The organism is Cellulosimicrobium cellulans (assembly GCF_007679345.1).
In the GTDB taxonomy this organism is placed as follows: domain Bacteria; phylum Actinomycetota; class Actinomycetes; order Actinomycetales; family Cellulomonadaceae; genus Cellulomonas; species Cellulomonas cellulans_A.
The window spans coordinates 229,058-254,040 of the sequence record NZ_VEGH01000008.1 but is presented as its reverse complement, the minus strand read 5'-3'; the positions used below and the strand labels follow the sequence as shown (position 1 = coordinate 254,040).

Here is a 24,983-nt window from a genome sequence, read left to right as displayed (position 1 = left end):
TAGCTGCCCGGCTCCGTCAGGAGCCGGCGGGCCAGGAGTCCTCGACCGACTTCGCGGCCTCCTCCGTGGAGGTGCCGGTCAGCCAGTTCACGATGGCGGTCCAGAACGTGCCCGCCCCGACCTCGCCCGGCATCAGGTCCGACGCGTCGAACCGGATCACGGAGTTCGGGTCGGCGAGGATCTCCGCCGACAGCTGGTCGAACTCGGTGGCCAGGTTGTCCGGGTCCAGGCCGTTGTTCGCGCTGACCCAGCCGCCCATCGGGGTGGTCTTGGCCTTGGTGTTGGCCCAGTCCGCGCTCGACAGGTAGGTCTGGAACGCCTGCACCTCGGGACGGTCGTCGAACGCCGCCACGAACTCGCCGCCGCCGAGGACCGGCTTGATGTCGGTCTGGTTGGTCGGCAGGTAGAAGGCGTAGACGTCGCCGTCCGGCGCCACCTCGGTGCCCTCGGGCCACTGCGTCTGGTAGAAGTTCGCCGCACGGTGCAGCCAGCAGGTGCCGTCGAGGATCGGGAAGCCCGCGTCCGTCCACGGCGTCGTGGCGATCGAGTCGACCCCGCCCAGGCCGGCGTTCACGTACTCGTCGTTCTTGAGGATCTCGCCCGCGGTGTCCCAGGCCTCGATGATCTGGGGGTCGTTGAACGGGATCTCGTGCGTGTACCACTGGTCGTAGACCTCGGGTCCGGCGGTGCGGAGCACGATGTCCTCGATGAAGTCGGTGCCCGGCCAGCCGGTGGCGTCGCCGGACTCCACGCCCGCGCACCACGGCATGGCGCCGTCCTCGACGATCTGGTCCGACAGGGCGATCAGGTCGTCCCAGGTCTCCGGGACCTCGTAGCCCGCGTCCTCGAACATGGACGGCGAGTACCAGACGTACGACTTCACATTGGAGCCCAGCGGGGCCGCGTAGAACGTGCCGTCGACCGTGCCGTACTCCTTCCAGGACTCGCTGAAGAACTCGTCGACGTTGGCGACGGTCGCGTCCGGCGCCGGCACGATCGCGTCCGGGAAGTCCGTGACGATCGTGTTCAGCAGCCCGGGCTGCGGCAGGTACGCGATGTCCGGCGCGTTGCCGGCCTGGATGCGCACCAGGAGCTGGGCCTCGAACTCGCGCGAGCCCTCGTACTCGACCGTGACGCCGGTGCACTCCTCGAACGGGTCGTAGGAGTCCTCCTGCGTCTGCTGCTCGGGCTCGACGATCGACGTGTAGACCGAGACGGTCGTGCCGTCGAGGTCGCCGAAGTCGTCGAACACGGAGCAGTCGATCTCGTTCGCGGCGTCGGTGTCGCCGCCGCCGGACGTGCCCTCGTCCCCGGAGTCGTCTCCCCCACCGGAACAAGCCGTGAGCACGAGCGCCAGCCCGAGCCCGCCGGCCACCGCGGCGCTCGCGCCGCGACGACGGATCCTCATCATGCGTCTGCCTCCACCTCGTCGTGGTTGCGGGCCGAGGCGGGTGCGCCTCGGTGCGTGGGCTATATGCAAGCGTTTACATGGCTGGCGCACAACCACCGGAGGGGTTCCGACTTGTCACGATTTGGTCACATGGACGCGCGGTCGGCCCGATTCCGGCTCGTCCCGGTTCGTCCCCATGGCCTCGCCGTCGACCCGCGCTCGACCAGCACCGTCGGGAACACGACCTCCTCCGGCACCGGCGCGCCGGTGATCATCTCCAGCAGCATCGACGCCGCGGTGACCCCCTGCTCCTGCGCGTTCTGCACCATCGTGGTCAGGCCGAGGTGCTCCCCCATGTCGTGCCCGTCGACACCGACGACCGACACGTCCTCGGGCACCCGGAGCCCCCGGTCCCGCAGGGCCAGCAGCGCGCCCATCGCCATCTCGTCCGACGCCGCGAACACCGCCGTCACGTCGGGGCGCCGGTCCAGCAGCGCGTGCATCGACGCGCGGCCGCCCCGGACGTCGAAGTGCCCGTGCACCTCGAGCCCCGCGGTCGCCAGGCCGCGCGCCGCGAGCTCGGCGCGCCAGCCCTCGGCACGGCGCACGGCCGGCGACCACGGCAGGGTGTCGTCCGGCTCTCCCGACAGGTGCGCGATCACGGTGTGGCCGAGGTCCGCCAGGTGCGCGACCGCGCGGCGCGCGGTGCCGACGTCGTCCAGCCCGACGGTGACGTGGCCCGGCGCGCCCGCGCCGACGAACACCAGCGGATAGCCGAGCTCGTCGAGCAGCGCGACCTCCTCCGCCTCGAGCGGGAGCCCCACGACCAGCACGCCGTCGACGCGGCGGCGGAGCACGTCCGGGTCCAGCCGCAGCCGCCGGACCTCGCGGGACACCTCGAACGTGTAGAGCAGCGCGTCGAAGTCCTCGACCCGCAGGGCGCGCTCCGCGCCCTCGATCACGTTGGCGAAGAACCAGTGCGCGACCCACGGCGTGATGAGGCCGATCGTCCGCGTCCGCCCGGAGGCGAGCGACGAGGCGGACGGCGACGGCACGTACCCGAGCTCGTCGGCGGCCCGGCGCACCCGCTCGCGCGTGGCGGCGGTGACGTTCGGCAGGCCGCGCAGCGCGCGCGACACCGTCGCGGTGGACACCCCGGCAGCCCGGGCCACGTCGACGATGCCGTGCGCCATGGCGGGGATTGTGCTCCGCCCCGCGGGCCCCGGTCCACCCTGTCGGGCGACCGCTTGCCGTGGGAGCGCTACCGCTTTCCCGACCGCCACCGCCGCGCCGGGCGGCCGGGTCGCGCGCCCCGCGTCAGCCCGCCGCGTGCCCGACGGTCCGCAGCACCGCGACCACGCCGTCGTCCTCGACCGTGCCCGTGACCTCGTCGGCCGCGAGCCGGACGAACTCCGGCGCGTGCCCCATCGCCACGCCGCGCGCGGCCCAGCGGAGCATCTCGACGTCGTTGCCGCCGTCGCCCACCGCGACGGTCGCGAACGGCTCGACGCCCAGGTCGCGGCGCAGCTCCTCCAGCGCGCTCGCCTTGGAGACGCCGCCGGGGGTCAGGTCGAGCCAGGCGCTCCAGCCGACCGCGTAGGACACCTGGTGCAGGCCGACGCGCTCGACGAGCTCGCGGAACTCCTCGGGGGTGCTGCCCGGGTCCCGCACGACGACGCGGGTGGCGGGCTGCGCGACGAGCTCGTCGAACGGCAGCACCGTCTGCTCGCCGGTGAGCTCGTGGTCCGGGAACGGCCGGGACACCCGGAAGCCGTGGCCCAGGTCCTCGACGGCGAACAGCGCGTCGGGCAGCTCGGCCTGCAGGACGCGCAGGGCGGGCTCGGGGTCGAAGGTGGTCGTACTCGTGACCTCGTAGCCCTGCGGGGCCTCCGGGTCGAGGCGCGCGGTCACGGCGCCGTTCGAGCACACGACCCAGCCGGTCGTGAGCCCGAGGTCGGTGGCCACCGGCACCGCGCTGCGCACGCCGCGCCCGGTCGCGAGCACGACGTGGGCGCCCGCGTCGCGGAGCGCGGCCACGGCATCGCGCACGGCCGGCGACACGGCGCCGTCGTAGGACAGCAGCGTGCCGTCGACGTCGAGGGCGACGAGGGTGCCGGCCGCCGTGCGCGGGTGCGTCATCGCGACCCGCCCCCGACCGGCTCCAGCACCTCGAGGCCGCCGAGGTACGGCCGCAGGCCCTCGGGGACCCGCACCGAGCCGTCGGCCTGCTGGTGGTTCTCGAGGATCGCGACGATCCACCGGGTGGTCGCCAGCGTGCCGTTCAGCGTCGCGACCGGCCGGACCTCGCCGTCCGCCGTGCGCTCGCGCACCCCGAGCCGCCGGGCCTGGAACGTCGTGCAGTTGGAGGTCGACGTGAGCTCCAGGAACCGCTGCTGGCTGGGCAGCCAGGCCTCGCAGTCGAACTTGCGGGCCGCGCTGGACCCGAGGTCGCCCGCCGCGGTGTCGATGACCCGGTACGGCAGGTCCACGAGCTGGAGCATCTGCTCCTCCCAGCCCAGGATGCGGCGGTGCTCGTCGGCGGCGTCCTCGACGGTCGTGTAGGAGAACGCCTCGACCTTGTGGAACTGGTGCACGCGGATGATGCCGCGGGTGTCCTTGCCGTACGACCCGGCCTCGCGGCGGTAGCAGGCCGACCAGCCGGCGTAGCGCAGCGGGCCGCCCGACAGGTCGAGGATCTCCCCCGAGTGGTAGCCGGCGAGCGCCACCTCCGAGGTCCCGACGAGGTACAGGTCGTCCGCCTCGAGGCGGTAGATCTCGTCCGCGTGCGCGCCGAGGAACCCGGTGCCGGCCATGACCTCGGGCTTGACCAGCGTGGGGGTGATGACCGGCGTGAAGCCCGCCGCGAGGGCCAGGTCGACCGCGGCGTTCAGCAGCGCCAGCTCCAGCCGGGCGCCGATGCCGGTGAGGTAGTAGAACCGCGCGCCGGACACCTTGGCGCCGCGCTCGGTGTCGATCGCCCGCAGGCCCTCGCCGAGCTCCAGGTGGTCGCGGACCGCGAACTCGGCCCCGTACTCCGCGGCGAAGTCGCGCGGCGTGCCCTCGTGCCGCAGCACGACGTAGTCGTCCTCGCCGCCCGCCGGGACGCCCTCCTCGACGACGTTGCCGATCCGGCGCGCCAGGTCCGTCGCGAGCTCCTCCGCCGCGTCCGCGTCGGCCTGCAGCGCCTTGACCTGCTCCGCGACCTGCTTCGCGTGCGCGAGGAGGGACTGCTTCTCCTCGCCCTGCGCGGACGCGACCTTCTTGCCGAGCGCCTTCTGCTCCGCCCGGAGGCTCTCGAAGTCGGTGAGCGCGGCGCGGCGACGGGCGTCCGCGTCGAGCACCTGGTCCACGAGGGCCGGGTCGTCGCCGCGGGCCACCTGGCTCGCGCGCACGACGTCCGGGTCCTGGCGCAGCAGCTTGAGATCGATCACGCACCGAGCCTACCGACCGCCGCCGCGCCCCCGCCGCCCCGCGGCGTGCCCCGCAGGCGCCCCGCGGGCGGCCCGCGGGCACCGAGCGAGCAACCGACACGTCGAGCGAGTAGTCGGCGGATGCTCGCTCGACGTGTCGCGCACCCCCTCGGCGACCCGGACTCGTCGCGGGGACCTGAGGCGGCGGGCCGCTCCCGCCGCGTAGATTCCTCACATGACCTGGGAGGGATGGCTGGCCGTCGTCGCCGCCGCGCTGTCCGTCACCGCTCTCGTCGTCGCCGCGGTCGCCTGGCGCGCGACCGCCGCCGAGCGGCACGCCCGCCGCGCCGGCCAGATCCTCGGGACCGCGGCGAGCCACCACGCCTCCGTCACCACGACCGCGCAGCCGGAGCCGCACCGCCCGCTCGTGGCGTTCGTGGCCAACCCGTCGAAGCCGGGCGTGCCGGACCTGCGGGCGACCGTGCGCCGCGCGTGCGCCGAGCAGTACCTCCCCGAGCCGCTGTGGCTCGAGACCACGCTCGAGGACCCGGGCATCGGCCAGACCCGGGACGCGGTCGCGCGGGGCGCCGACATCGTCGTGGCGCTCGGCGGCGACGGCACCGTGCGCGCCGTGGCCGAGGCCCTGGTGGGGACCGGCGTCCCGATGGGCCTGGTGCCGGTCGGCACCGGCAACCTGCTCGCGCGGAACCTGGACATACCGATCGGCGACCCGCTCGCCGCGCTGCAGATCGCGCTGGACGGCACCGACCGGACGATCGACGTCGGCTGGCTCAAGGTGCTGCGGTACGAGTCGCGCGTCGACGACGACATCGCGGAGGCGGCCGACGACCTGCCCGCGGACACCGACGTGCCGCGCGACCACATCTTCCTGGTCATCGCCGGGGTCGGCTTCGACGCCGCGATGGTCGCGGACGCGGACGACGACCTCAAGGCCCGCGTCGGCTGGGTGGCGTACTTCGTCGCCGGCATCAAGCACCTGCACGGCCGCCGGCTGCGGACGACGGTCCGCCTGGACGACGCCCCGGGCGAGCCCGCGCGGGTGCGCAGCCTGCTGATCGGCAACTGCGGCCGGCTGCCCGGGGGCATCACCCTGCTGCCGGACGCCGTGCTCGACGACGGGTGGCTGGACGTCGCGGCGATCGACACCCGGGGCGGCGTCGCGGGGTGGGCCCAGCTGTTCGGCGAGGTGGTGCTGCAGGGGGTCGGCGTCCGCAGCCAGCTGCCCGCCAAGATCGGCCGGATCGACCACGCCCGCGCCCGCGAGGTGCACGTGCAGGTGTCGGGCGGCGAGTACGTGCAGGTCGACGGCGACGTGATCGGCCAGGTCACCGAGCTGTCGGCGCGCGTCGAGCCGGGCGCCCTGGTCGTCCGCGTCGCCGCGACCTAGCCGCGCGGAACCCGCCCGCGGCGGCCCGCGCACCGGGCACACTGCCGGGGTGAGCACCCACGACAGCGCGACGACCCGGGCGTACTACGACGACCTCGGCGACGCGGAGTGGTCCCGCCTCGAGGCGGACGTGGCGGGACGGGTCTCGCTGGAGGTGCACCGCCGGTTCCTCGCGCGGTTCGTCCGCCCGGGCGACCGGGTGCTCGAGGTGGGCGCGGGGCCCGGCCGGTTCACGCTGGCGCTGGCCGCGCTCGGCGCGACGGTGGTCGTGACGGACCTGTCCCCGGTGCAGCTCGAGCTGAACCGCGTGCGCGTGGGCGGGACCGCCGCCGAGGCCGCCGTGGAGCGCCGTGAGCTGCTCGACGTCGGCGACGCGAGCCGGTACGCCGACGGGGAGTTCGACGCGGTCGTGGCGTACGGCGGACCGCTGTCGTACACGTTCGACCGGGCCGAGGAGGCGCTGCGCGGGCTGCTCCGGGTCACCGCGCGCGGCGGCGCCGTCGTGGCGTCCGTGATGTCGGCGCTCGGCACCTGGCGCGCTGCGCTGCCCGGTGTGGCCCGCGCCGCCGCGGCGGCCGGCGAGGACGCGAACGACCGCGTGCTGCGCACCGGGGACCTGCGGCACCTGCCCGGGGCCGCGCACGTGTGCCGGATGTACCGATCGTCGGAGCTCGCGGGGCTCACCGCGGCGGCCGGCGGGGAGCTGGCCGCGCTCAGCGGCAGCAACTGGGCGTCGCTCGGCGACCCGGCGACGCTCGCGGACCTCGAGGCCGACCCCGACCGCTGGCGGCGGTTCCTCGACCACGAGGTCGCCGCGTGCGCGGAGCCCGGCGCCACGGACGGCGGCACGCACCTGCTCCTGGCCGTGCGGCACGCCTAGGCCGGCGCCCGCCCGCGTCGGTCAGACCGAGGCGCCCCCGCGCACCGAGCGGAGCCACTCGCGAGCCGTGCGGAAGTCGTCGTCGGCGGTGCCGATGTGCACGTCGGCCGGGTGCCGGTCGGCGCGCGGGTAGGAGCCGAGGTAGCGGACGTGCGGGCACACGCGGTGCAGTCCCATGAACGCCTCGCCCATCCGCTCCTCGCCGATGTGCCCCTCCGCGTCGATCGAGAACGAGTACCGGCCGAGGGAGTCGCCGATCGGCCGGGACTCGATCCGGGACAGGTTCACGCCGCGCGCCGCGAACTGCTCCAGCATGGTGAGCAGGGCGCCGGCCTCGTTGCTGGGCAGGTGGACGACCAGGGTCGTCTTGTCGGCGCCGGTGGGCGGCGGCACCTCGCCGGGGCGGCCGAGCACGACGAACCGGGTGACCGCGTTCGGGTTGTCGGCGACGCCCTCGGCGAGCACCTGGTCCTCGAGGCCGTAGTGCGCCGGGGCGGCGGGCGGGACCAGGGCCGCGTCGAAGCCGAGCGCCGCCGCGTCCGCCCCGGCGTCGGCGAGCAGGGCCGCCGGGGCGGTGTTCGACGTGGCGGGCAGGTGCACGGCGTCGGGCGCGTGCGCGCCGAGCCACCGGCGGCACTGCACCCAGGCGTGCGGGTGCGCCGCGACCCGCCGGACGTCCGCGAGCGCCACCCCGGGCCGGCCCACGAGCGTGAAGCCCACCGGCACCAGCACCTCGCGCCGGAGCACCAGCGGCTCGCCCACGGCGAGGGCGTCCAGGGTGGCCGTCACGCCGCCCTCGATGGTGCTCTCGATCGCGACCACGGCGTGATCGGCGGCCCCGGACCGGACGGCCTCGATCGCGCTGACCACGTCCGTCTGCGGGAGGTACTCCGCCTCCTGCGGGCTCACGACCTGCCGCAGCGCCACCTCGGTGAACGTGCCCGCGGGGCCGAGGTAGGCGTAGCGCGGACGCGGCATCGGGGGACCTCCTGGGGACGGGCGCGGGGCGGGGAGCCCGGGCGCGTGTGGTCGGCGCGTGCGCTCCCTGTGCGGCGCGCGTGCACGTGCCGTGTCGTGGTGCCGGGGGCGCCCGCAGGCGACGCCCCCGAGCGTAGTGCGCCCGTACGCTGGGCCGGTGCCCCTGTCCACGCCTCAGCCGCGCACGACGGCCCGCCCCGCGCCCGCCCGCACCGCCCCGGCCCGCCTGGTCGCCGCGACGCTCGCGGCGCTGCTGGCGGTCGCCCTCGGCTGGGCCGCCGCCCCGCGGGCCGCCGCGGCGGACGCCCCCGACGGGGACGACCGCGGGCCCGTGGTCCTCGTCGGCGTCACCGGGCTGCGCTGGGACGACCTCGGCTCGCTGACGACGCCGGCCCTCTGGGAGCTGTCCCGGACCGCGTCGCTGGGGACCACCGTGGTGCGCAGCGCGATCTCGTTCACCTGCCCGTCGATGGGCTGGCTCGCGGTGTCCGCGGGCGGGCGCGCCACCGACCTGGCGGTCGCGGACGGCACCTGCCGCACGCTGCGGGACCCGCTGGCCAACGGCGCGGTCCCCGGCTGGGCGGACTACCAGGAGGCCATGCGCGCGTCCTCGTACGACTCCCGGCTCGGGCTGCTGGGCGACACGGTCGCGACCGCGGGGCTCACCGCCACCGGGATCGGCCCCGGCGCGGCGATCGCCCTGGCCGACGCGGACGGCACGCCGGTCGGCGCCCACGTGCGCGCCCCGGCCGACGCGGGCGGGCTGGAGGACGCCGTCGCGGCGGCCCTCGACGGCTCGCGGCTCGTGGTGGTCGACGCGGGCACGGTGCGGGACCCCGGCTACCAGACCCGGGGCCGCTCCGAGGCCGACACGGACGTCCCGAGCGACACCCAGGACGAGCCCCCGGTCTCCGGCACCGACGTGGTGATCGAGCCGACCCGCGCCGAGCAGGTGCAGGAGATCGACGCCCGGATCGCGGCGGTGCTGGACGCCGTCGCCGACTCGGGCTCCGACCCCACGGTGCTGCTGTTCTCGGTGGCGGACTCGAGCCGGCGCGCGAACCTGCAGGTGGCCGCGGCGACCGGTCCGAACCCCGACGGCGGGACGTACGCGGGCGGCCTCATCAGCTCGTCGTCGACCCGGCAGGACGGCTTCCTGCAGACGACCGACATCGCGCCGACCGTGCTCCACGCGCTCGGCATCCGCGACCAGGCGCCGACCGGGGCGCTCGTGGGCTCGGTGATCCGGCACAGCCCGGACGACGCGACCGCCGGCGCGCGGGTGGCCTACCTGATCGACCAGAACCGGCACGCGCTGGCGGCCGCACCCCTGGTGGGCGGGTTCTACGTCCTCTGGGTCGGCCTGAACCTGGCGCTCTACCTCCTGGTGATGGTCGGGCTGAACAACCGCGTCCGCCTGTGGTGGACCCGCCTGATCTCCCGGCTGCGCCGGCGGCCGCCGGGCGCGGGGCACCCGCGCCGCGTGCTGCACGGGCTGCGGGTCGGCGCCGTCGCCGTGGCCGCGGTGCCGGTGTCGACCTTCCTCGCCAACCTCCTGCCGTGGTGGCGCGCCGGCAACCCGGCCTGGGCGCTGGCGGGCGCGGTGGCGCTGTTCTGCGCGGCGATCGTCGCGGTCACCCTGCTGCCGCCGTGGTGGCGCGGGCGGCTGCTCGGGCCGATGGGCGCCGTCGGCGGGATCACGGCCCTCGTGCTCGCTGTCGACGTCGCCACCGGCGCCCGGCTCGCGCTCGACTCGATGATGGGCCCGGGCTCGCTGGTGGCCGGCCGGTTCTACGGCTTCGGCAACCCGGCGTTCGCGCTGTTCGCCACTGCGATGATCCTCACGGCCGTCGCGTTCGCCGACCCGCTGCTGCGCGCGGGGCGCCGCGGTCTCGCCGTCGCGGTGGTCGCCGCGCTCGGCCTGGTCGCGGTGGTCATCAACGGGAGCCCGTCGATCGGCGCGGACTTCGGCGGCCCGCCGGCGCTGGTACCCGGGTTCGCCGTCCTCGCCCTGCTCACGGCCGGCATCCGGCTGAACTGGCGGCGGGTGCTCGCGGTGCTGGCGGCGGGTGCCGTCACCGTCGTGGGCATCGCGGTCGTCGACTGGCTGCGCCCGCCGGACGAGCGCACCCACCTGGGTGCGTTCATCGAGACGGTGCTCGACGGCGGCCTGTGGACGGTGCTGCTGCGCAAGGGCGAGACCAACCTGCGCATCCTGTTCGGCAGCGAGCAGACGCTGCTCGCGATCGGCGGACTGCTGCTGGTCGTGCTCCTGGTGGGGCGCCCGGCCCGCTCGGCCGTGAGCGCGCCCGACGGCGGGCCCTACGCCTGGCTGTCCGCGGGCGCACCGCTGCGGCAGATCGGCACGGACGCCCCGATGCTGATGAAGGGCCTGGTCGCGCTCGCCACGACGCTGGGCGTCGGTTTCGCGCTCAACGACTCGGGCGTGGTCGTGCCCGCCACCGGCATCGGGCTGGCGGTGCCGCTGCTCGCGGCGGCCTGCTCGACGTGGATGCTGCTGCAGCAGACGGCGGCTCAGCGGGGGCCGGGCAGCCTGGCGCCGACCATCCCCGGCAGCACCGGCCCCGGGACCGGGACGGGCCGCACCGCGTCCGCGAACGCGCAGGGCCTGCCGAACAGGTAGCCCTGCGCCAGGTCGCAGCCCAGCGCGCGCAGGGCGGTGTACCGCGCCTCGTCCTCGACGCCCTCGGCGATCACGTCGGCGCCGAGCGACCGGCCCAGGGCGACGACCGCCTCGACGACGCCGGCCGCCCGGGGGCCGGCGGCCCCCGACCCGCCGAGCTCCTGGACGAACGACTGGTCGATCTTCAGCAGCGTGACCGGGTAGTCGTGCAGCCGCGACAGCGAGGAGTACCCCGTGCCGAAGTCGTCGATCGCGACGCCGACCCCGAGCTCGCGCAGGGCGCTCAGCATGGGCACCGCCCGGGCGTCGTCGGCGAGGGCGCTCTCGGTGACCTCGATGCCGAGCCAGCTCGCCGGGGCGTCGTAGGCCGCCAGCAGGTCGACCACCAGGGTCACGAGGTCGGGCCGGTCCTGCCCGCCCGCGAACTGCCGGGGTGAGACATTCACCCACACCCGCAGCCCCGCACCGGTGCTCCGGTTGTGGGCGGTCACCTCGCCGAGCGCCCGGTCGAGCGCCCAGGCGCCGAGCTCGCCGATCAGGCCGGTCTCCTCCGCCACCGGGATGAACTCGGCCGGGGACACGGGCCCGCGGGTGCGGCTGGTCCAGCGCATCAGCGCCTCGACGCCCTCGACCCGCCCCGTCACCAGGTCGACCTCCCCCTGGTAGACAAGCGACAGCTCGCCCTCCTCCGTCGCCCGGCGCAGGTCCGCGGCCATCGTGAGCCGCTGCCGCGCGTGGTCCGCTCCCTGCTCCTCGTACCACTGGTGGCAGCCCCCGCCGGCGGCCTTCGCGCGGTACATCGCGACGTCCGCGCACCGCAGGAGCTCGTCCCAGGCCATCCCGCCCGGCTCGGTGTGCACCACTCCCACGGAGCAGCCGACCGCGAACTCCTCGCCGCGGACCTCGAACGACTCGTCGAACGCCGCCACCAGGCGCAGCGCGACCTCCTCTGCCGCCGCGGGCGTCGCGTCGGGGAGCAGCACGACGAACTCGTCCCCGCCCAGCCGGGCCGCCACGGACCGGTCCGGCAGGCCGGCGCCCACCCGCTCGGCGGCCTGCTGGAGGAGCTGATCGCCCACCACGTGCCCGTAGGAGTCGTTCACGAGCTTGAACCGGTCGAGGTCGAGCAGCAGCAGCGCGGTGCCCGCCCGCGAGGTGGCCAGCGCGGCGACCGCCCGCTCCCGCGCGAGGTCGCGGTTCGCGAGGCCGGTGAGCGGGTCGTGGGTCGCCGCGTGCGTCAGCCGGTCCTGGGCCTCGCGGAACCTGGTGACGTCCCGGGCCACCACGAGCACCGAGTCGACGGTGCCGTCCGCGGCGCGCTCGGGCACCGCCCGCACGTCGTACCAGTGACCCTCCACGTGCGCGGACATGCTGATGAGACGTCGCGGGTCGGTGTCCGGGTCGCAACCCGGGTCCGCGGAGATCGCGATCATGTGGTGCGCGAGGGCGCGCACGGCGTCCATCACGGGGGACCGCCCCGCCAGCCCGCCGACCTGCGTACCGAGGTCCGCGTCGGACACGCGGGCCGCGCGCCGCATCGCGGCGTTCACGAACCGGAGGCGGGCGTCGCCGTCGACCCGGGCGAGGGCGTCGGGCGTGTTCCGGGTGATCGACTCCAGGTCCCGGGTCCGGGCGGCCAGTGCGCGCGTGCGGTCCTCCGCCAGCTCGACCGCGCGCAGCTCGGCCGCGGCCCGCGAGGCCACGAGACCGACGACGAGCGCGGTGAGGAGCAGACCCCCGACCAGCGGCAGCGGCGCGAGGAGCCCCGGCAGGCCCAGAGGGGACGCGGTGAGCGTCCAGGTGCGGCCGGCGACCGGCACGCCGACGTCGAGGGATCCGCCGGGCGCGGGCGGGGCCGCGCCGTCCTCGGCCAGGACGCCGAGGACCGCGTCGCCGTCGCTGACGACCGCGGCGGCGTGGGGCCGCGTCGTCACGGCGTCGAGCAGCGGACCGACCCTGACCGTCGTGACGGTCCAGCCGATCAACCGCCGACGGCGCTCGCCGGTCGTCACCGGGGCGTCCGCCGTGTCGTAGACCGCCACCGCGATGGCCGCCTCCAGCCCGTCCGCGCCGTCCGCCCGCGCCACCTTCCCGGCGTCCGAGCCGTCGACCTCGAGCACGCCCGCCCGGTACGGCGCGCTCATGGCCGGCTGCCCCGAGTCCCGCGCCGAGGCGAGCGCGGCCCCGAGGGCGGACACGCCCGTGGTGGTGGACCCCCCGGCCGCGAGCCGGTCGAGCAGCGACGACGAGCCGAGCCGCACCACGCGCGCCACGTGCACGGCACCCGGGACGTCCGCGCCGCCCGACGGGCGGAGGTCGATGGGCCCCGCCCGGTCGGCCGGGCTGGCCGGGGCGGCGAGCCACCCGACCCCGGAGGTGACGACGGGTGCGGACGGCGGCGCGCCCCCGGACGGCTCGTCTTGTCGGGGCGCACCGGCCGGGGACGTCAGCACCCGCAGGTGGCTCTCCCAGGAGGCCGCCGCGTCGTCCCAGGAGGTACCCGCGCTCGGCGTCAGCAGGGACGCGGCCGTCGTGGCGACCCGGATCTGGCCCCCGAGCCGCGCCTCCAGGGCCTCCGCCGACACGGCGATGTCGGCGCGTGTCGCCTGCACCGCACGATCCCGCTCCTGGTGGGCGTGGAACAGCGAACCGGCCAGGGAGATGGCGAGCCCGAGCGGCGTGAGCACGGCCACCACCAACCGCACCCGCCCGCGGGCGCGACCGCGCGCGTCGGACGCCATCGCACCGCCCTTCTCCAGACCCGTCTGGTCACGGACCTGCCCCGACCGGGTACCGCCGTACCCGTCCCATCGGCCACCGGGCACGACGGGCTGACCTCAGGAGGCAAGTTCACCCGGGTGCTGCTCCCGACCACCCACCCGCGAGCCGCGCCCCCGCGCGGGGCCCGTCTCACCTACACTCGCGTGCGTGATCTTCAAGTCCGTGGGCGAGGGCAGGCCCTACCCCGACCACGGCCTGGTCACGCCCAAGCAGTGGGCCGACGTCCCGCCGCGCCAGGTCCGCCTGGACGAGCTGGTGACCACCAAGCGCACGCTGAACCTGGACAACCTCCTGTCGGAGGACTCCACGTTCTACGGCGACCTGTTCGCGCACGTCGTGCAGTGGCGCGGCGTGCTGTACCTGGAGGACGGCCTGCACCGCGCGGTGCGCGCCGCCCTGCAGCAGCGGCCCGTGCTGCACGCGCGCGTCCTGGTGATCGAGTCCGATGAGCGCTGACCGCACGCCGGACGCCGCCCGTCAGCGACGCCGCCGGCACACCCGCGAGCGCCAGGCCGTCGTCTTCGGCGTGCTGCTCGGCGGCCTCGCCGTCGCCGCGTTCGGCGCCGCTGCCGTCTACACCGGGAACGTGTCGCTGCCGTTCCTGTCGCGCGACTTCTCGTCCCCCGAGCCGACGGGCCTCGCCGCCGAGGACTCGCCGTGCCCGCCGGAGGGCGCCACGCCGGTCCCCTACGGCCAGGTCTCCCTGAACGTGCTGAACGGGACGGCCCGCGTGGGGCTCGCGGGCGACACCGCCGCGGCGCTCTCGCAGCGCGGCTTCACGATCGCGCAGCAGCTCAACGCGAGCCAGATGGGCTACTCGACCTACGCGGGTACCGCGCTGATCCAGTTCGGCACGCAGGGCGTCGCGGCGGCGTACACCGTCGCCGCGCAGTTCGACACCCCGCAGCTCGTGCTGGACACCCGCGCGGACGCGTCGGTGGACGTCGTCGTCGGGTCGTCCTACAACGCGCTGGTGGCCGCGTCGGACGTCGTGCTCGTGGCGGACCAGCCGTTCGCCGTCCCGGAGGGCTGCATCGCCCTCGACCAGGTCACCCCGGTCCCCCAGGCCACCCCTCCGCCGGCCACCGAGGCCCCGGCGGAGGAGCAGGCCGCGGCCGAGGGCTGAGCCGCCCCCGGCCGCGGGCGGCTCAGCGCTCCAGCTCGACGCCGCCCGGGACGGACGCCGGCGACGCCGGCTCCTGGCTGGTGCCGCGCCACCGGGCCACGCCGCGCATGACGTGGTAGACCCCGATCGCCGCGGCGGTGCCGAGCGCGATGCCCTCGAACGTGAGGTCGCCGGCGGACCAGGTGTAGTTGGCGATGCCGACCACCAGCGCGACGGCGGCGGTCGTGAGGTTCACCGGGTCGGAGAAGTCGACCTTGTTCTGCACCCAGATGCGGGCGCCGAGGACGCCGATCATCCCGTAGAGGACCGTCGTCGCCCCGCCGAGGACGCCGGCGGGGATCGTGTTGATGAGCTCGCCGAACTTCGGCGACAGGCTCAGGACCAGCGCGGTCGCGGCCGCCACCCAGTACGCGGCGGTCGAGTACACCTTGGTCGCCGCCATCACGCCGATGTTCTCGGCGTAGGTGGTCGTGCCCGAGCCGCCGCCGAGGCCGGCGAGCGTCGTGGCCAGGCCGTCCGCCAGCAGCGCGCGGCCGGTCAGCGGGTCGAGGTCCTTGCCGGTCATCGCCGCGACCGACTTCACGTGGCCGACGTTCTCCGCGATGAGCACGAACACCACGGGCAGGAACAGGCCCAGCAGCCGGGGCTCGAACGTCGGGGCGACGAAGTGCGGCAGCCCGAACCAGTCGGCCGCGCGGACCGCGGTGAAGTCGACCTCGCCGCGCAGCGTGGCGACGAGGTAGCCGACGACCACCCCGACCAGGATCGACAGCCGGCCGAGGATGCCGCGGAACAGGACCGCGGACAGCACGATCGCCGCGAGCGTGACGATCGCCGTGACCGGCGCGGCGCGGAACCCGCTGCACGCGCCGGTGTCGTCGCAGGTGCCCCACGCGGTCGGCGCGAGGTTGAAGCCGATCAGCGCGACGACGGTGCCGGTGACCACCGGCGGCATCACGAGGTCGATCCACCGGGAGCCGGCCAGGTGCACGACCAGGCCGATCACCGCGAGCAGCACGCCGGTGGCCAGGATGCCGCCCACCGCCGCGGACTGCCCGCCCGAGGCCGTGGCGGCGACGATCGGGCCGATGAACGCGAAGCTCGACCCCAGGTAGGACGGCAGCCGGTTGCCGGTCACGAGCAGGAACACCACGGTGCCGACGGCCGAGAACAGCAGCGTGGTCGCCGGGGAGAAGCCGGTGAGCAGCGGCACCAGGAAGGTCGCGCCGAACATGGCGACGACGTGCTGCATGCCGATGCCGATGGTCCGCGGCCAGGACAGCCGCTCGTCGGGTGCGACGACCGCTCCCGGCTCGACCCTCCTGCCGTCGCCGTGCACCCGCCAGCCGATCGCGCTCACCGAGGTCCTCCTCCTGAGTCGGCGCCCCGGTCGGTCCGCGCGCCGCAGGGCAGGTTAGCGGGTGACGCGGCACCCGCCCGGCCGCGCCCACGGCCCGCACCCCGCCCGCACCGGGCGTCCGCGTAGGGTGTGGCGCGGCCCGTGACCGTCCGCGTGGAGGTGCCCCATCGACCGGCTGCTGCGCTCCCGCGTCGCGCTGTGGACCGCGTTCGTCGCCGTCCACGGCTGGATCGCGTACGTCGGGACGGTGCTGATCCCCGCGCAGGCGTTCTGGGACCTCGACCTGTACCGCTGGTGGATGTGGCAGGGCCTGCACCAGGGCGTCTGGCCGGTGCTGGACGGCGACTGGGTCTACCCCGCCGGCGCCGTGCTGCCGATGCTGCTGCCCGCGCTGGTCGACGCCGTGGGCACCCAGCCGTACGCGGTCGCGTGGTCGGCGCTGATCACGCTGCTCGACGCCGTCGCGGTGGTCGTGCTGCTGCGGTGCGCGGGGCGGCCCGCCCGCGAGGACCTGGTGCGCGGCGCCGTCGCGGCGCCGGGGCCTGACCCCGCCGTGGGCGCGTGGTGGTGGCTGGCGTTCGTCCTGCTGCTGGGGCCGGTGGCCGTCGGCCGGCTCGACGCGGTGGTGGCGCCGGTCGTGGTGGTCGCGCTCGCGCTCGCGCTGCGGCACCCCGCGGTGGCGTCCGCGCTGCTCACCTTCGGGGCGTGGGTCAAGGTGGCGCCGGGCGCGCTGCTGCTGCCCCTGGTGCTCGTGCTGCGCCGCCCCTGGCGGGACCTGGTGCTGCCGGCCGCGGCGGTCTGCGTGGTCGTGGCCGGCGCGGTCGCCGCGGGCGGCGGGCTCGGTCACCTGACCAGCTTCCTGGGCGAGCAGGGCGAGCGCGGGCTCCAGGTCGAGTCCGTCGCCGCGACGCCGTTCGTGCTGGCGGGGATCGCGGGCGGGCTCGGCGGCGAGCCCGTGCGGGTCGTGCTCAACCAGGAGATCACCACGTGGGAGATCGCCGGGCCGGGGACCGCCGCCGTGGCGGGCGCGCTCGGCGTGCTGCTGCCGGTGGCGCTCGCCGCGGTCACGGCGCTGCTCGCCCGGGCCCGGCTGCGCGCCGGCGACCGCCTGGACACCGCCGGGTTCCTCGCGCGCGGGGCGCTGCTCGTCGCCGTGACGCTGATCCTGGCGAACAAGGTCGGGTCGCCACAGTTCGTCGGGTGGCTCGCGGGGCCCGTGGTCGTCGGCCTGGCACGGCCGGGCGCGGGCGGCGTGCGGTCCTGGCGGCTGCCGGCGGCCCTGGTGCTGGTGATCGCCGCGCTCACCCAGGTCGTGTTCCCGATCGCCTACGACGGGATCACGGCGCAGCAGGTGGGCCCGTCGCTGGTGCTCGTGCTGCGGAACCTGCTGCTGGTCGTCCTGCTCGTGGCGGTGGCCCGCGACCTCGTCCGCGCGGGTCGCGCGGGGTCGCGGGCCACCGGCCCGGGTGCGGAGGCGCGCCTCAGCGCACCTGCGGCATGACCTCGGAGGCGATCAGCTCGAGGTGGTCCAGGTCGTGCAGGTCGAGCACCTGCAGGTAGACCCGGGTGATGCCCTGCTCGGCGAGGGTGCCGAGGCGGTCGACCATCGCCGTCGGCGTGCCGGCGATCCCCACCGCGCGGACCTCCTTCGGGTCGCGCCCGATGGCGGCGGCCCGGCGGTCCACCTCGGCGTCGTCCTTCCCGCCCGCGAGGACGAGCGCGGCCGACATCGTCAGCGTCTGCGGGTCGCGGCCGATCGCGCGGCACGCCTCCCGGACCGTCTCCAGCTTCTCGCCCACGACGTCCAGCGGCGGGAACGTCAGGTTGAACTCCGACGCGAACCGCGCGGCGAGCGCCGGGGTCTTCTTCGGGCCGAGCCCGCCGACGATCAGCGGCACGCCGGGCGTGGTCCCGTCGAGCGGCGACGTCTGCACCGGCTTCGGCAGCGCCGGGCTGTGCTTCAGGGTGTAGTGCTCGCCGGCGTAGTCGAACCGGCCGCCGACCGGCGTGCCCCACAGCCCGGTGACGACCTCCAGCTGCTCGGCGAACAGGCCGAACCGCCTGTCCGGGAACGGGATGCCGTAGGCCTCGTGCTCCTCGGCGTACCAGCCGGTCCCCAGGCCCAGCTCCACGCGGCCGCCCGACATCTGGTCGACCTGCGCGACCTGGATCGCGAGCACGCCGGGGTGCCGGAACGTGGCCGACGACACCAGGGTGCCGAGCCGGACGCGGCTGGTCTCGCGGGCCAGGCCGGCGAGCGTCGTCCAGGCGTCGGTCGGGCCGGGCAGGCCGTCGCCGGAGCCCATCGACAGGTAGTGGTCGGAGCGGAAGAAGGCGTCGAAGCCCAGGTCCTCGGTGGCGCGTGCGACGGCGAGGAGGTCGTCGTAGGTGGCGCCCTGCTGCGGTTCGGTGAAGATCCTCAGGTCCATGCGGGCAGCCTTTCACGGCGCGCGGGGTGGGTCGCGCGCGCCGACCGCCCACGAGACACCCCGAGGGCGCACGAGATCGCGTGCGCCTTGGCGGTGTCTCGTGCGCCGTGGGGCGGCGTACCGTCGGGGGCGTGCTGCGTGGGGTCCGGTGGTCGAGCCTCGCCGTCGTGCTGGGGGCGGGGGCGCTGACGCTGGTGTGCCTCGTGCTGGCGCTGCGTGGCCGGCCGTGGGCGTGGGTCGTCGGGCTCGTGTGCGCGGCGACCGCGGTGCGCGAGGTGCGCGCGCTGCAGCGGCACGACCGGCGCGCTCGCCCCGCCCGGCCGCCGCGCGCGTGAGACGGTGAGGGCATGGTGACGCAGCTCGGCCTGGCCCTCGATGCACTCGCGGTCGCGGACTGGCGGCGGCGCACCGCGCAGATGTACGCCGACGTCCGGCGGCTGGCCGAGGACGACCCCGCTGCCGCGCACGCCGAGTGGGTCGCGCGCCGCGACGAGCTGTTCGCCACGCACGCCGCCTCCCCGCTGCACCACGCCGCCAAGGCGGTGTTCGAGGGCCTATCGGTTGCGCCGTACGACCCGGCCTACCGGTTCGAGGTGCGGGTGCGGGCCACGTCGGCGCAGCGGCTGGAGGTCGCGACCGGGACCGACGGCGTCGTGCCGTTCGACCGGGTCGGGCGGGTCGAGCTCGACGGGCTCGGGTCGCTGTCCGTGTGGGCGCTGCGCACCTACGGCGGCGGCATCTTCATCCCGGTCAAGGACGCCACCGCGGGCAAGGGCACGTACGGCGGCGGCCGGTACCTGCTCGACACCATCAAGCACGCGGACCTCGGCCGGGCCACCGACGGCGGGCTGATCCTCGACCTGAACTTCGCCTACAACCCGTCCTGCGCCTACGACCCGGCGTGGGCGTGCCCGCTCGCGACCCGCGGGAACGTCCTGCCCGCACCGGTGCCGGTGGGCGAGCAGCAGCCGGACCCGAAGCTCGTGGCGGACTTCGAGCTGGAGTGAGGCGCGGGCGCGCTCGTCGCGCGGTGAGGTCAGCGGCCGCGGCGGCCCTCCGTGCGGCCCGCCCGCCGGATCCGGAACGTCCCCGCCGCGAGGCCGACGAGCAGCATCGCGGCGAGCGCCACCCACAGCGGCGTCGTCACGGTCGTCGCGAGCAGGTGCACCCGCACCGGCTGCCGGTTCTGCGCCACGAACACGACCGCGAGCACGACCAGCAGGACGCTGAGCCAGCGGCGCTGCAGGAACGTCACGACCGGGTTCGGGCGGCTGGTGGGCGTCTCGGTGCTGCTCATGGCGGGCTCCTCCTCGGCGCGGGTGCGTGCGCGGGCGGCCGGGGCCGCCGTGGTCCGAGCATGGCGCAGCCGCACCCGCGGCGACCACCTACGCTGACCGGCGTGCCGCTGACCATCGAGACCCGCACCCCCGCCGAGATCACCGCCGCCGAGCTCTACGCCCTGCTGCGCCTGCGCGTCGACGTGTTCGTGGTCGAGCAGACCTGCCCGTACCCCGAGCTCGACGGCCAGGACCTGCTGGACGACTCGCTCCAGGTCTGGGCGCACGAGGACGGTGACCTGCTCGGCACCATCCGGGTGCTGCGCGCGGGGAGCGACCACCCGGCGATCGGGCGCGTCGCGACCGCCGGGGCCGCGCGCGGCCGGGGCGTGGCGGGCGCGCTGCTCGAGCACGGCATCGCGCTGTGCGGGCCCGCGGCGACCATCCACCTGCACGCGCAGGCGCACCTGGAGGCCTGGTACGGCCGGTACGGGTTCGAGCGCGCCGGCGAGGACTACGACGAGGACGGCATCCCGCACGTCCCGATGGTCCGCGCGCCGCGCTGAAGGGCGACGCCGCCGTCGCCGGTCAGCGCTGGCAGGTCGGGCACCAGTACAGCTTGCGCCCCGCCATCTCCTCGACCACCACCGGCGTCCCGCAGGTCCGGCAGGGCTCGCCGCCGCGGCCGTACACCCAGTGCCGCTGCGCCTGGTCCCGGAGCGCCTCGGCCCGGCCGGCCTCGTCCAGGTCCTCCCGCGTGAGCATGACCCCGGTGGCGATCCCGTCGGCCAGCAGCGTCGACCAGTCGTCCCAGAGGGCGCGCGCCGTCTCCGCCGGGACCCGCTTCCCGGGTGTGTGCGGGTCGAGCCGGGCGCGGTAGAGCAGCTCCGCCCGGTAGATGTTGCCGATACCGGCGACGACGGCCTGGTCCATGAGCAGCTGACCCACGGGGGTCCCCCGCGCGGTGAGCCGCTGCACCATGACGTCGGCGGCCGTGCCGGGGCCGGGCGCCACCGCGTCGGCGACGGCCGGGTCGGATTCCCCCGGCTCGCGGTGGGCGGCCGCGCCGGTCGCCGCGGCCACGGCGTGCGGGTCGGCCATCCGGGCGCGGACGTCGTCCTCGACCGCCGGGTCCGGGCCGAGCTTCGCGAGCGCGGCGGCCGTCGCGGCGGGGTCCAGCACCTCGCACGCCGTCGGCCCCCGCAGGTCGGCGACCGTCTGCTCGGTCGCCAGGCGCACCCGCACCTGCCCGACGGGCTCCGGCGGGAAGTCCTCGAGCTCGGCGCCCTCGTCGCCCTCGCGCTCCCCCTCGCCCATCCGCACCGACCGGCGCACCCGCGGCGCGCCCAGGCTGGCGACCGCGCCGCCGCCCTCGACCAGCGGCGACACCACGCCGAGGAAGTCCCACGCGCCGTACAGGCCGAGGTGCACCCGCAGCACGTGCCCGCCGGCGAAGCCGAGGAACAGCTGCTTGCCGACGGCCGCCGACGTCAGCAGCTCGCGCCCGTCGAGCAGCGCGGCCCCCTGGGCGAACCGCCCCTGCGGGGAGGACACCGCGACGCGGTGGCCGACGAAGTCCCGCGCGAACTGCCGGGCGATGCGGTGAACGGTGTGACCCTCGGGCATGCGCCCAGGCTAGGGGCCGCGTCCGACGCCCGCCGGGGACGGCGCAGCAGCAGGAGGGCTCAGTCGTCCCAGAAGGCGGTCCAGAGCCCGACGAGCAGCACCACCGCGACCAGCCCGACCGCCGGCCACACCGCGGCCGACCACGTCCAGGCCGCGGCCAGGTCCTCCATCGCGTCCCGGCCGTGCAGGACGCGGCCCAGCAGCGCCGCGGACGCCCGCAGCACGAGCTCCAGGACCACGTCGACCGCGCCGGTCAGCACGACACCGGCCGGCCGGCTCGGGCCCTCGCGGCGGCGTCTCGGCAGGTCACGGGCCCATCCTGCCAGGCACAGCCGGGGCACAGCCAGCAAGCCGGTGCACGGCGCGCGGCCACCCGGTCTCGGCAGCCGGGCGCGAGGGAGGGGCCGCACGTCCGCGGGTACGCTGCGAGGACCGACCGCTCGGACCGATCAGGGGGCACCACATGGCCGCGAGCACGCCACCGGGGACCGCCGCGCCGACCGACCGCGGACGCCGCGCCCGGCTCGCCGTCGTGGCCCTGGTCGTGGTCCTGCTGCTGGTCGCGGGCGGCGTCTGGTTCGCGTCCGCGCAGCGCTCGCAGGCCCGGGGCGGCGCGGCCCTCGACCAGGCGCTCGCCCGGCTGGCACCCGTCGCCACCGAGCTCCAGCAGGCGATCGGCTCCTCGCACGAGGCGCTCGCGTCCGTGGAGGGCCGGCTCACCGACCCGGCCCTCGGGACCACGCTGGCCGACGCGCTGACCGCGGCCGAGGCGCTGGACACCACGGCACCGACGCAGGGCTCGCCGGCGGAGCAGGCCGCTGCGGTCGAGGAGACGCGCGCGGCGGCGCTCGACCACCTGCAGACCATCCAGGACGCGTCCGCCGCGATCTTCGAGGACAGCTACCGCTTCGACCTCCAGCAGGAGGCCACGGCGCGCGACGCCGCGATGGCGGCGCTCGACGGCGCGGTGGCCGCCGGGCAGCGGGCGCTCGCCGCGGGCACCGGCAGCGCCGACGCCCGCGCCGCCCTCCAGGGCGCGCTCGACGCCGCGGCGGCCGTGCGCGCCGAGCCGGTCGACGCGGAGGACGTCGACGCGGTCATCGGCGCGACGACGGCGGCCGAGGAGGCGCGGACCGCGGTCGAGGCGGCGACGGCGGCGCTGGCGGGCTGACCGGCCCTCTCCACCACCGCGTCCGCGGGCCGGACGCCGTGCGCGCCCGGACCGGCTCCGCCGCGATCGACGGTCTCGCCAGAACCCGCATTCGGGTAGGTGTCCCCCGCCATTTGGTCGGGTCGCGGCGCTCCTAAGGTCCGGAGCACCCCGTGCGGCACAGGCGCCACCGGGTTGACGCACCGGGATCGCACATCCGCCGACCAGGGCCGGCCCGGTCCGCCGCAACCCGTGTCGTGGTCGGCTGGGAGTCGACTGATGGCACGGCGGCGCTGGGGCAGGGTGCTGGGGTTCGGTTCGGCGGTGATGGGGCTGTCGCTCGCCCTGGTGGGCGCGGTCGGTCCGCAGACGCCGCTGCCGCCGTCGGTGGAGATCGCGACCGCTGTGTCGGTCGTCCAGCTGGGCGACTCGTACTCGGCCGGCAACGGTGCCGGCGCGTACTACGGCCCGAAGGGCTGCTACCGGTCCTCGTCGAGCTGGGGGCAGCAGTACGTCGACTGGCTCAACGGGCGCGGCCTGCACGCGACGTTCGTTAACCGGGCGTGCAGCGGCGGCGTACTGGCCCACCTCACGAAGGAACGCGACGCCGGCGACGTGCGGCAGGTCATGGTGCCGCGCCCGGACGCCGACGACGAGGCCGCCGCACGCCGCCTCGCCGAGCAGGACCCGGTGTGCACGGGGGGCGTCGGCACCGACCAGCGGGTGCAGACCGAGGTCTCGGGGTCGACCGTGTCGTCCTGGGTGGTGCGGTGCACCGTCGTGATGCGACCGCAGATCCAGGCCGTGGACCGCACCACGGACCTGGTGCTGCTGACCATCGGAGGGAACGACCTGGGCTTCTCCGACATCGTCATGCAGTGCTTCGCGGCACACACGCAGGACCCCGGCACCTGCCGGAAGCACGTCGATGCCGCCCACGCCGGCCTCCGGACGCTCGGCGATGGCATCAGCGAGACCCTTGGTGCGTTGCGCGCGCGGATGCGCCCGGACGCACGGGTGGTGCTGCTGTCGTACCCGTACCTGTCGACGGAGGAGCCGTACATCCTGCGGTCGTTCGGCGGGCTGCTGCCCTGGTCCACCGACTCGTACAACACCGCCACCGCGGTGAGGGACCTCGGGGACGCGGGGGACGCCGCGCAGCGCCGCGCGGTCGACCAGGCCAACGCGGCCGCGGGGGTCGAGTTCGTCACGTTCCTCGACACGGTGAAGGGGCACTTCGCCGGGCACGAGCCCGATCCGTCTACCGCTCGCCGCAATCCGGCACGGTGGATCAAGGAGTTCGAGCTACCCCTGATCCTGGCGGAGAGCTATCACCCGAACCTGCGAGGTCACACCGAGGAGGCCCGCCTGCTGCGGGAGGTCGCCGCCGTGCCGGGGCGTGACATCCGGGCCGGCGCAGCGGGCCTGGATCTGGTGTTCGTCGTCGACACGACGATGTCCATGAGGCCGTACGTCACACAGGTGCAGAACTTCGTGATGGGCATGGCCGAGCGGCTGGGTGCGCTGTCGAGCTCGTACCGGTTCGCGCTGGTGTCGTTCGCCGACGACCCCGCGTGGACGGGCGTGGCGGGCAGCTACGCGTCACGGGTGGACGTGCCGTTCACCACCGACGCCGCCGAGCTGCGCGCCGCACTCGAGGAGCTGGTGCCGATCGACGGCGGCGACGGGCCGGAAGCCGTGCTGTCCGGCCTCGAGGAGGCGATCTCGCTGCCGTGGCGCGACGGGGTGAAGAAGGTCGTGATCCCGATCAGCGACAACACCGGCCGGGACCCGGAGCAGACCTCGGGACTGACCCGGCGGCAGGTGACCGAGCACGCCCTGGCCGTCGACCCGGCGGAGATCTACCCCGTCGCGGTGGGCGGGTCCGCCCTCGCGACGTTCCTCGCCGAGGTCGCCGAGCAGACCGGCGGCCTGGCGTCGGTCGCCGGCGGTGACCTCGCCGGCGAGCTGACGCGCACGATCGCCGACGCGATGGACAAGCCGTTCGCCTGGATCCAGGGACCCTGGGTCGCGCAGGTCGGTGCGACGCTCCGCCTCGACGCCCGCGGCTCGTACGCCCCGGTCGGGCACCTCGTGAGCTATGAGTGGGACGTCGACGGCGACGGGACCGTCGACTACGTGACCTCCGACCCTGTGATCGAGCACACCTACGACGAGGAGCTCGACGGCTACGCCACGGTCAGGGTCACCGACCAGCTCGGGCGGTTCAGCATGGGGTCGACCCTGGTGACGATCTCCCGCGACGGCGACGCCATCCCCGACGAGGTGGACAACTGCCCGGACGTCGCCAACCCGGGCCAGGAGGACAGCGACGGCGACGGCATCGGCGACGCCTGCGACCCCGACCCGTTCCCGGCGAGACCCGACGACGGCCGGGTGGTGTTCGGGCCGGACCAGCGGGACCAGTACGCGACCGCGGCGATCAGCGGGCACGCCTTCGCCGACACCGGCGCCGACGGAACCTGGGACGCCGACGAGCCCGCCGCGGCCGGGGTCGAGGTGC

Annotated in this window: 21 protein-coding genes and 2 pseudogenes; 12 read left to right on the top strand and 11 right to left on the bottom strand. The window is 75.7% G+C overall.

The genetic code is table 11. From position 1 onward, the window contains the following. Positions 1-16 precede the first annotated feature (16 nt). From FS882_RS12980 to serS, 4 genes are all read right to left on the bottom strand, one after another. A complete protein-coding gene (locus FS882_RS12980; protein WP_158373459.1) occupies positions 17-1,411 on the bottom strand; it encodes an ABC transporter substrate-binding protein in 1,395 nt (464 codons plus the stop codon). A 125-nt stretch (positions 1,412-1,536) separates the two neighbouring features. Then, a complete protein-coding gene (locus tag FS882_RS12975) occupies positions 1,537-2,583 on the bottom strand; it encodes a LacI family DNA-binding transcriptional regulator (protein WP_158373458.1) in 1,047 nt (348 codons plus the stop codon). Positions 2,584-2,707: 124 nt separating this feature from the next. After that, the gene (locus FS882_RS12970; protein ID WP_158373457.1) at positions 2,708-3,529 is read right to left on the bottom strand and encodes an HAD family hydrolase; all 822 of its coding nucleotides are present in this window, start codon (positions 3,527-3,529) and stop codon (positions 2,708-2,710) included. Further along, on the bottom strand, positions 3,526-4,821 hold the full coding sequence (serS, locus tag FS882_RS12965; protein ID WP_158373456.1) for a serine--tRNA ligase: 1,296 nt from the start codon (positions 4,819-4,821) through the stop codon (positions 3,526-3,528). The genes FS882_RS12970 and serS overlap by 4 nt, the downstream gene beginning before the upstream one ends. A gap of 214 nt (positions 4,822-5,035) precedes the next feature. On the opposite strand from serS, the gene FS882_RS12960 reads away from it, so the two are divergent. Together FS882_RS12960 and FS882_RS12955 are read left to right on the top strand one after the other, a co-directional pair. Further along, on the top strand, positions 5,036-6,208 hold the full coding sequence (locus FS882_RS12960) for a diacylglycerol/lipid kinase family protein (protein WP_158373455.1): 1,173 nt from the start codon (positions 5,036-5,038) through the stop codon (positions 6,206-6,208). A gap of 49 nt (positions 6,209-6,257) precedes the next feature. Further along, entirely contained in the window at positions 6,258-7,088 is an 831-nt protein-coding gene (locus FS882_RS12955; RefSeq protein ID WP_158373454.1) for a class I SAM-dependent methyltransferase, read from the top strand. Between the two features lie 21 nt (positions 7,089-7,109). Here FS882_RS12955 and pheA read toward each other — a convergent pair whose 3' ends face one another. Further along, complete coding sequence (pheA, locus tag FS882_RS12950; protein ID WP_158373453.1) at positions 7,110-8,066, bottom strand: prephenate dehydratase; 957 nt, start codon at positions 8,064-8,066, stop codon at positions 7,110-7,112. A gap of 157 nt (positions 8,067-8,223) precedes the next feature. Here pheA and FS882_RS12945 point away from each other — a divergent pair, with 157 nt between their 5' ends. Further along, positions 8,224-10,710 carry a hypothetical protein gene (locus FS882_RS12945; protein ID WP_187365288.1) on the top strand — a complete coding sequence of 829 codons (2,487 nt, stop codon included), beginning with the start codon at positions 8,224-8,226 and terminating at the stop codon, positions 10,708-10,710. Here FS882_RS12945 and FS882_RS12940 read toward each other — a convergent pair. After that, the gene (locus tag FS882_RS12940) at positions 10,602-13,451 is read right to left on the bottom strand and encodes an EAL domain-containing protein (RefSeq protein WP_158373452.1); all 2,850 of its coding nucleotides are present in this window, start codon (positions 13,449-13,451) and stop codon (positions 10,602-10,604) included. The two genes, FS882_RS12945 and FS882_RS12940, sit on opposite strands and share 109 nt — an antisense overlap. A gap of 187 nt (positions 13,452-13,638) precedes the next feature. Here FS882_RS12940 and FS882_RS12935 point away from each other — a divergent pair, with 187 nt between their 5' ends. Further along, complete coding sequence (locus tag FS882_RS12935; RefSeq protein WP_147794834.1) at positions 13,639-13,947, top strand: type II toxin-antitoxin system VapB family antitoxin; 309 nt, start codon at positions 13,639-13,641, stop codon at positions 13,945-13,947. After that, entirely contained in the window at positions 13,937-14,617 is a 681-nt protein-coding gene (locus FS882_RS12930; protein ID WP_158373451.1) for a LytR C-terminal domain-containing protein, read from the top strand. Before FS882_RS12935 ends, FS882_RS12930 begins: the two co-directional genes overlap by 11 nt. A 22-nt stretch (positions 14,618-14,639) precedes the next feature. Here the strand turns inward: FS882_RS12930 and FS882_RS12925 are convergent, their stop codons facing one another. Beyond that, positions 14,640-15,977, bottom strand: coding sequence for a uracil-xanthine permease family protein (locus FS882_RS12925; RefSeq protein ID WP_158373450.1), 1,338 nt, complete (start codon positions 15,975-15,977; stop codon positions 14,640-14,642). Between the two features lie 247 nt (positions 15,978-16,224). Here FS882_RS12925 and FS882_RS12920 point away from each other — a divergent pair, with 247 nt between their 5' ends. After that, positions 16,225-17,478, top strand: coding sequence for a glycosyltransferase 87 family protein (locus FS882_RS12920; RefSeq protein WP_158373449.1), 1,254 nt, complete (start codon positions 16,225-16,227; stop codon positions 17,476-17,478). Here FS882_RS12920 and FS882_RS12915 read toward each other — a convergent pair. Continuing rightward, entirely contained in the window at positions 17,459-18,406 is a 948-nt protein-coding gene (locus FS882_RS12915) for an LLM class F420-dependent oxidoreductase (RefSeq protein ID WP_158373448.1), read from the bottom strand. The genes FS882_RS12920 and FS882_RS12915 overlap by 20 nt on opposite strands. 131 nt (positions 18,407-18,537) lie before the next feature. On the opposite strand from FS882_RS12915, the gene FS882_RS12910 reads away from it, so the two are divergent. Both FS882_RS12910 and FS882_RS12905 read left to right on the top strand, forming a co-directional pair. Further along, positions 18,538-18,741 (top strand): hypothetical protein, encoded by a 204-nt coding sequence (locus tag FS882_RS12910; protein ID WP_262348281.1) that lies wholly within the window; start codon positions 18,538-18,540, stop codon positions 18,739-18,741. A gap of 12 nt (positions 18,742-18,753) precedes the next feature. Then, a complete protein-coding gene (locus FS882_RS12905) occupies positions 18,754-19,413 on the top strand; it encodes a DUF1684 domain-containing protein (RefSeq protein ID WP_158373447.1) in 660 nt (219 codons plus the stop codon). Positions 19,414-19,442: 29 nt separating this feature from the next. On the opposite strand, the gene FS882_RS12900 is transcribed toward FS882_RS12905, so the two are convergent. Continuing rightward, the gene (locus FS882_RS12900; RefSeq protein ID WP_158373446.1) at positions 19,443-19,703 is read right to left on the bottom strand and encodes a LapA family protein; all 261 of its coding nucleotides are present in this window, start codon (positions 19,701-19,703) and stop codon (positions 19,443-19,445) included. A gap of 102 nt (positions 19,704-19,805) precedes the next feature. On the opposite strand from FS882_RS12900, the gene FS882_RS12895 reads away from it, so the two are divergent. Beyond that, on the top strand, positions 19,806-20,249 hold the full coding sequence (locus FS882_RS12895; protein WP_262348280.1) for a GNAT family N-acetyltransferase: 444 nt from the start codon (positions 19,806-19,808) through the stop codon (positions 20,247-20,249). 22 nt (positions 20,250-20,271) lie between these two features. Here FS882_RS12895 and FS882_RS12890 read toward each other — a convergent pair whose 3' ends face one another. Together FS882_RS12890 and FS882_RS12885 are read right to left on the bottom strand one after the other, a co-directional pair. Further along, positions 20,272-21,309 carry an Fpg/Nei family DNA glycosylase gene (locus tag FS882_RS12890; RefSeq protein ID WP_158373444.1) on the bottom strand — a complete coding sequence of 346 codons (1,038 nt, stop codon included), beginning with the start codon at positions 21,307-21,309 and terminating at the stop codon, positions 20,272-20,274. A 59-nt stretch (positions 21,310-21,368) separates the two neighbouring features. After that, on the bottom strand, positions 21,369-21,659 hold the full coding sequence (locus FS882_RS12885; RefSeq protein ID WP_158373443.1) for a hypothetical protein: 291 nt from the start codon (positions 21,657-21,659) through the stop codon (positions 21,369-21,371). Positions 21,660-21,772: 113 nt separating this feature from the next. Here FS882_RS12885 and FS882_RS12880 point away from each other — a divergent pair, with 113 nt between their 5' ends. The 3 genes and pseudogenes from FS882_RS12880 to FS882_RS21755 all read left to right on the top strand — a co-directional run. After that, positions 21,773-22,480: a hypothetical protein gene (locus FS882_RS12880; RefSeq protein ID WP_158373442.1), complete on the top strand. Its 708-nt coding sequence runs from the start codon at positions 21,773-21,775 to the stop codon at positions 22,478-22,480. 258 nt (positions 22,481-22,738) lie between these two features. Then, a pseudogene (locus tag FS882_RS21760) lies at positions 22,739-24,328 on the top strand (GDSL-type esterase/lipase family protein); the annotation flags it as partial. Between the two features lie 393 nt (positions 24,329-24,721). Next, positions 24,722-24,823 (top strand): annotated as a pseudogene (locus FS882_RS21755) (thrombospondin type 3 repeat-containing protein); the annotation flags it as partial. Positions 24,824-24,983: the final 160 nt, after the last annotated feature.

Excerpts from the sequence above, each read along its gene's own strand:
- FS882_RS12980 (WP_158373459.1), bottom strand. The coding sequence starts at position 1,411 with ATGATGAGGATCCGTCGTCGCGGCGCGAGCGCCGCGGTGGCCGGCGGG.
- FS882_RS12975 (WP_158373458.1), bottom strand. The coding sequence starts at position 2,583 with ATGGCGCACGGCATCGTCGACGTGGCCCGGGCTGCCGGGGTGTCCACC.
- FS882_RS12970 (WP_158373457.1), bottom strand. The coding sequence starts at position 3,529 with ATGACGCACCCGCGCACGGCGGCCGGCACCCTCGTCGCCCTCGACGTC.
- FS882_RS12960 (WP_158373455.1), top strand. The coding sequence starts at position 5,036 with ATGACCTGGGAGGGATGGCTGGCCGTCGTCGCCGCCGCGCTGTCCGTC.
- pheA (WP_158373453.1), bottom strand. The coding sequence starts at position 8,066 with ATGCCGCGTCCGCGCTACGCCTACCTCGGCCCCGCGGGCACGTTCACC.
- FS882_RS12940 (WP_158373452.1), bottom strand. The coding sequence starts at position 13,451 with ATGGCGTCCGACGCGCGCGGTCGCGCCCGCGGGCGGGTGCGGTTGGTG.
- FS882_RS12930 (WP_158373451.1), top strand. The coding sequence starts at position 13,937 with ATGAGCGCTGACCGCACGCCGGACGCCGCCCGTCAGCGACGCCGCCGG.
- FS882_RS12915 (WP_158373448.1), bottom strand. The coding sequence starts at position 18,406 with ATGGACCTGAGGATCTTCACCGAACCGCAGCAGGGCGCCACCTACGAC.
- FS882_RS12905 (WP_158373447.1), top strand. The coding sequence starts at position 18,754 with ATGGTGACGCAGCTCGGCCTGGCCCTCGATGCACTCGCGGTCGCGGAC.
- FS882_RS12900 (WP_158373446.1), bottom strand. The coding sequence starts at position 19,703 with ATGAGCAGCACCGAGACGCCCACCAGCCGCCCGAACCCGGTCGTGACG.
- FS882_RS12890 (WP_158373444.1), bottom strand. The coding sequence starts at position 21,309 with ATGCCCGAGGGTCACACCGTTCACCGCATCGCCCGGCAGTTCGCGCGG.
- FS882_RS12880 (WP_158373442.1), top strand. The coding sequence starts at position 21,773 with ATGGCCGCGAGCACGCCACCGGGGACCGCCGCGCCGACCGACCGCGGA.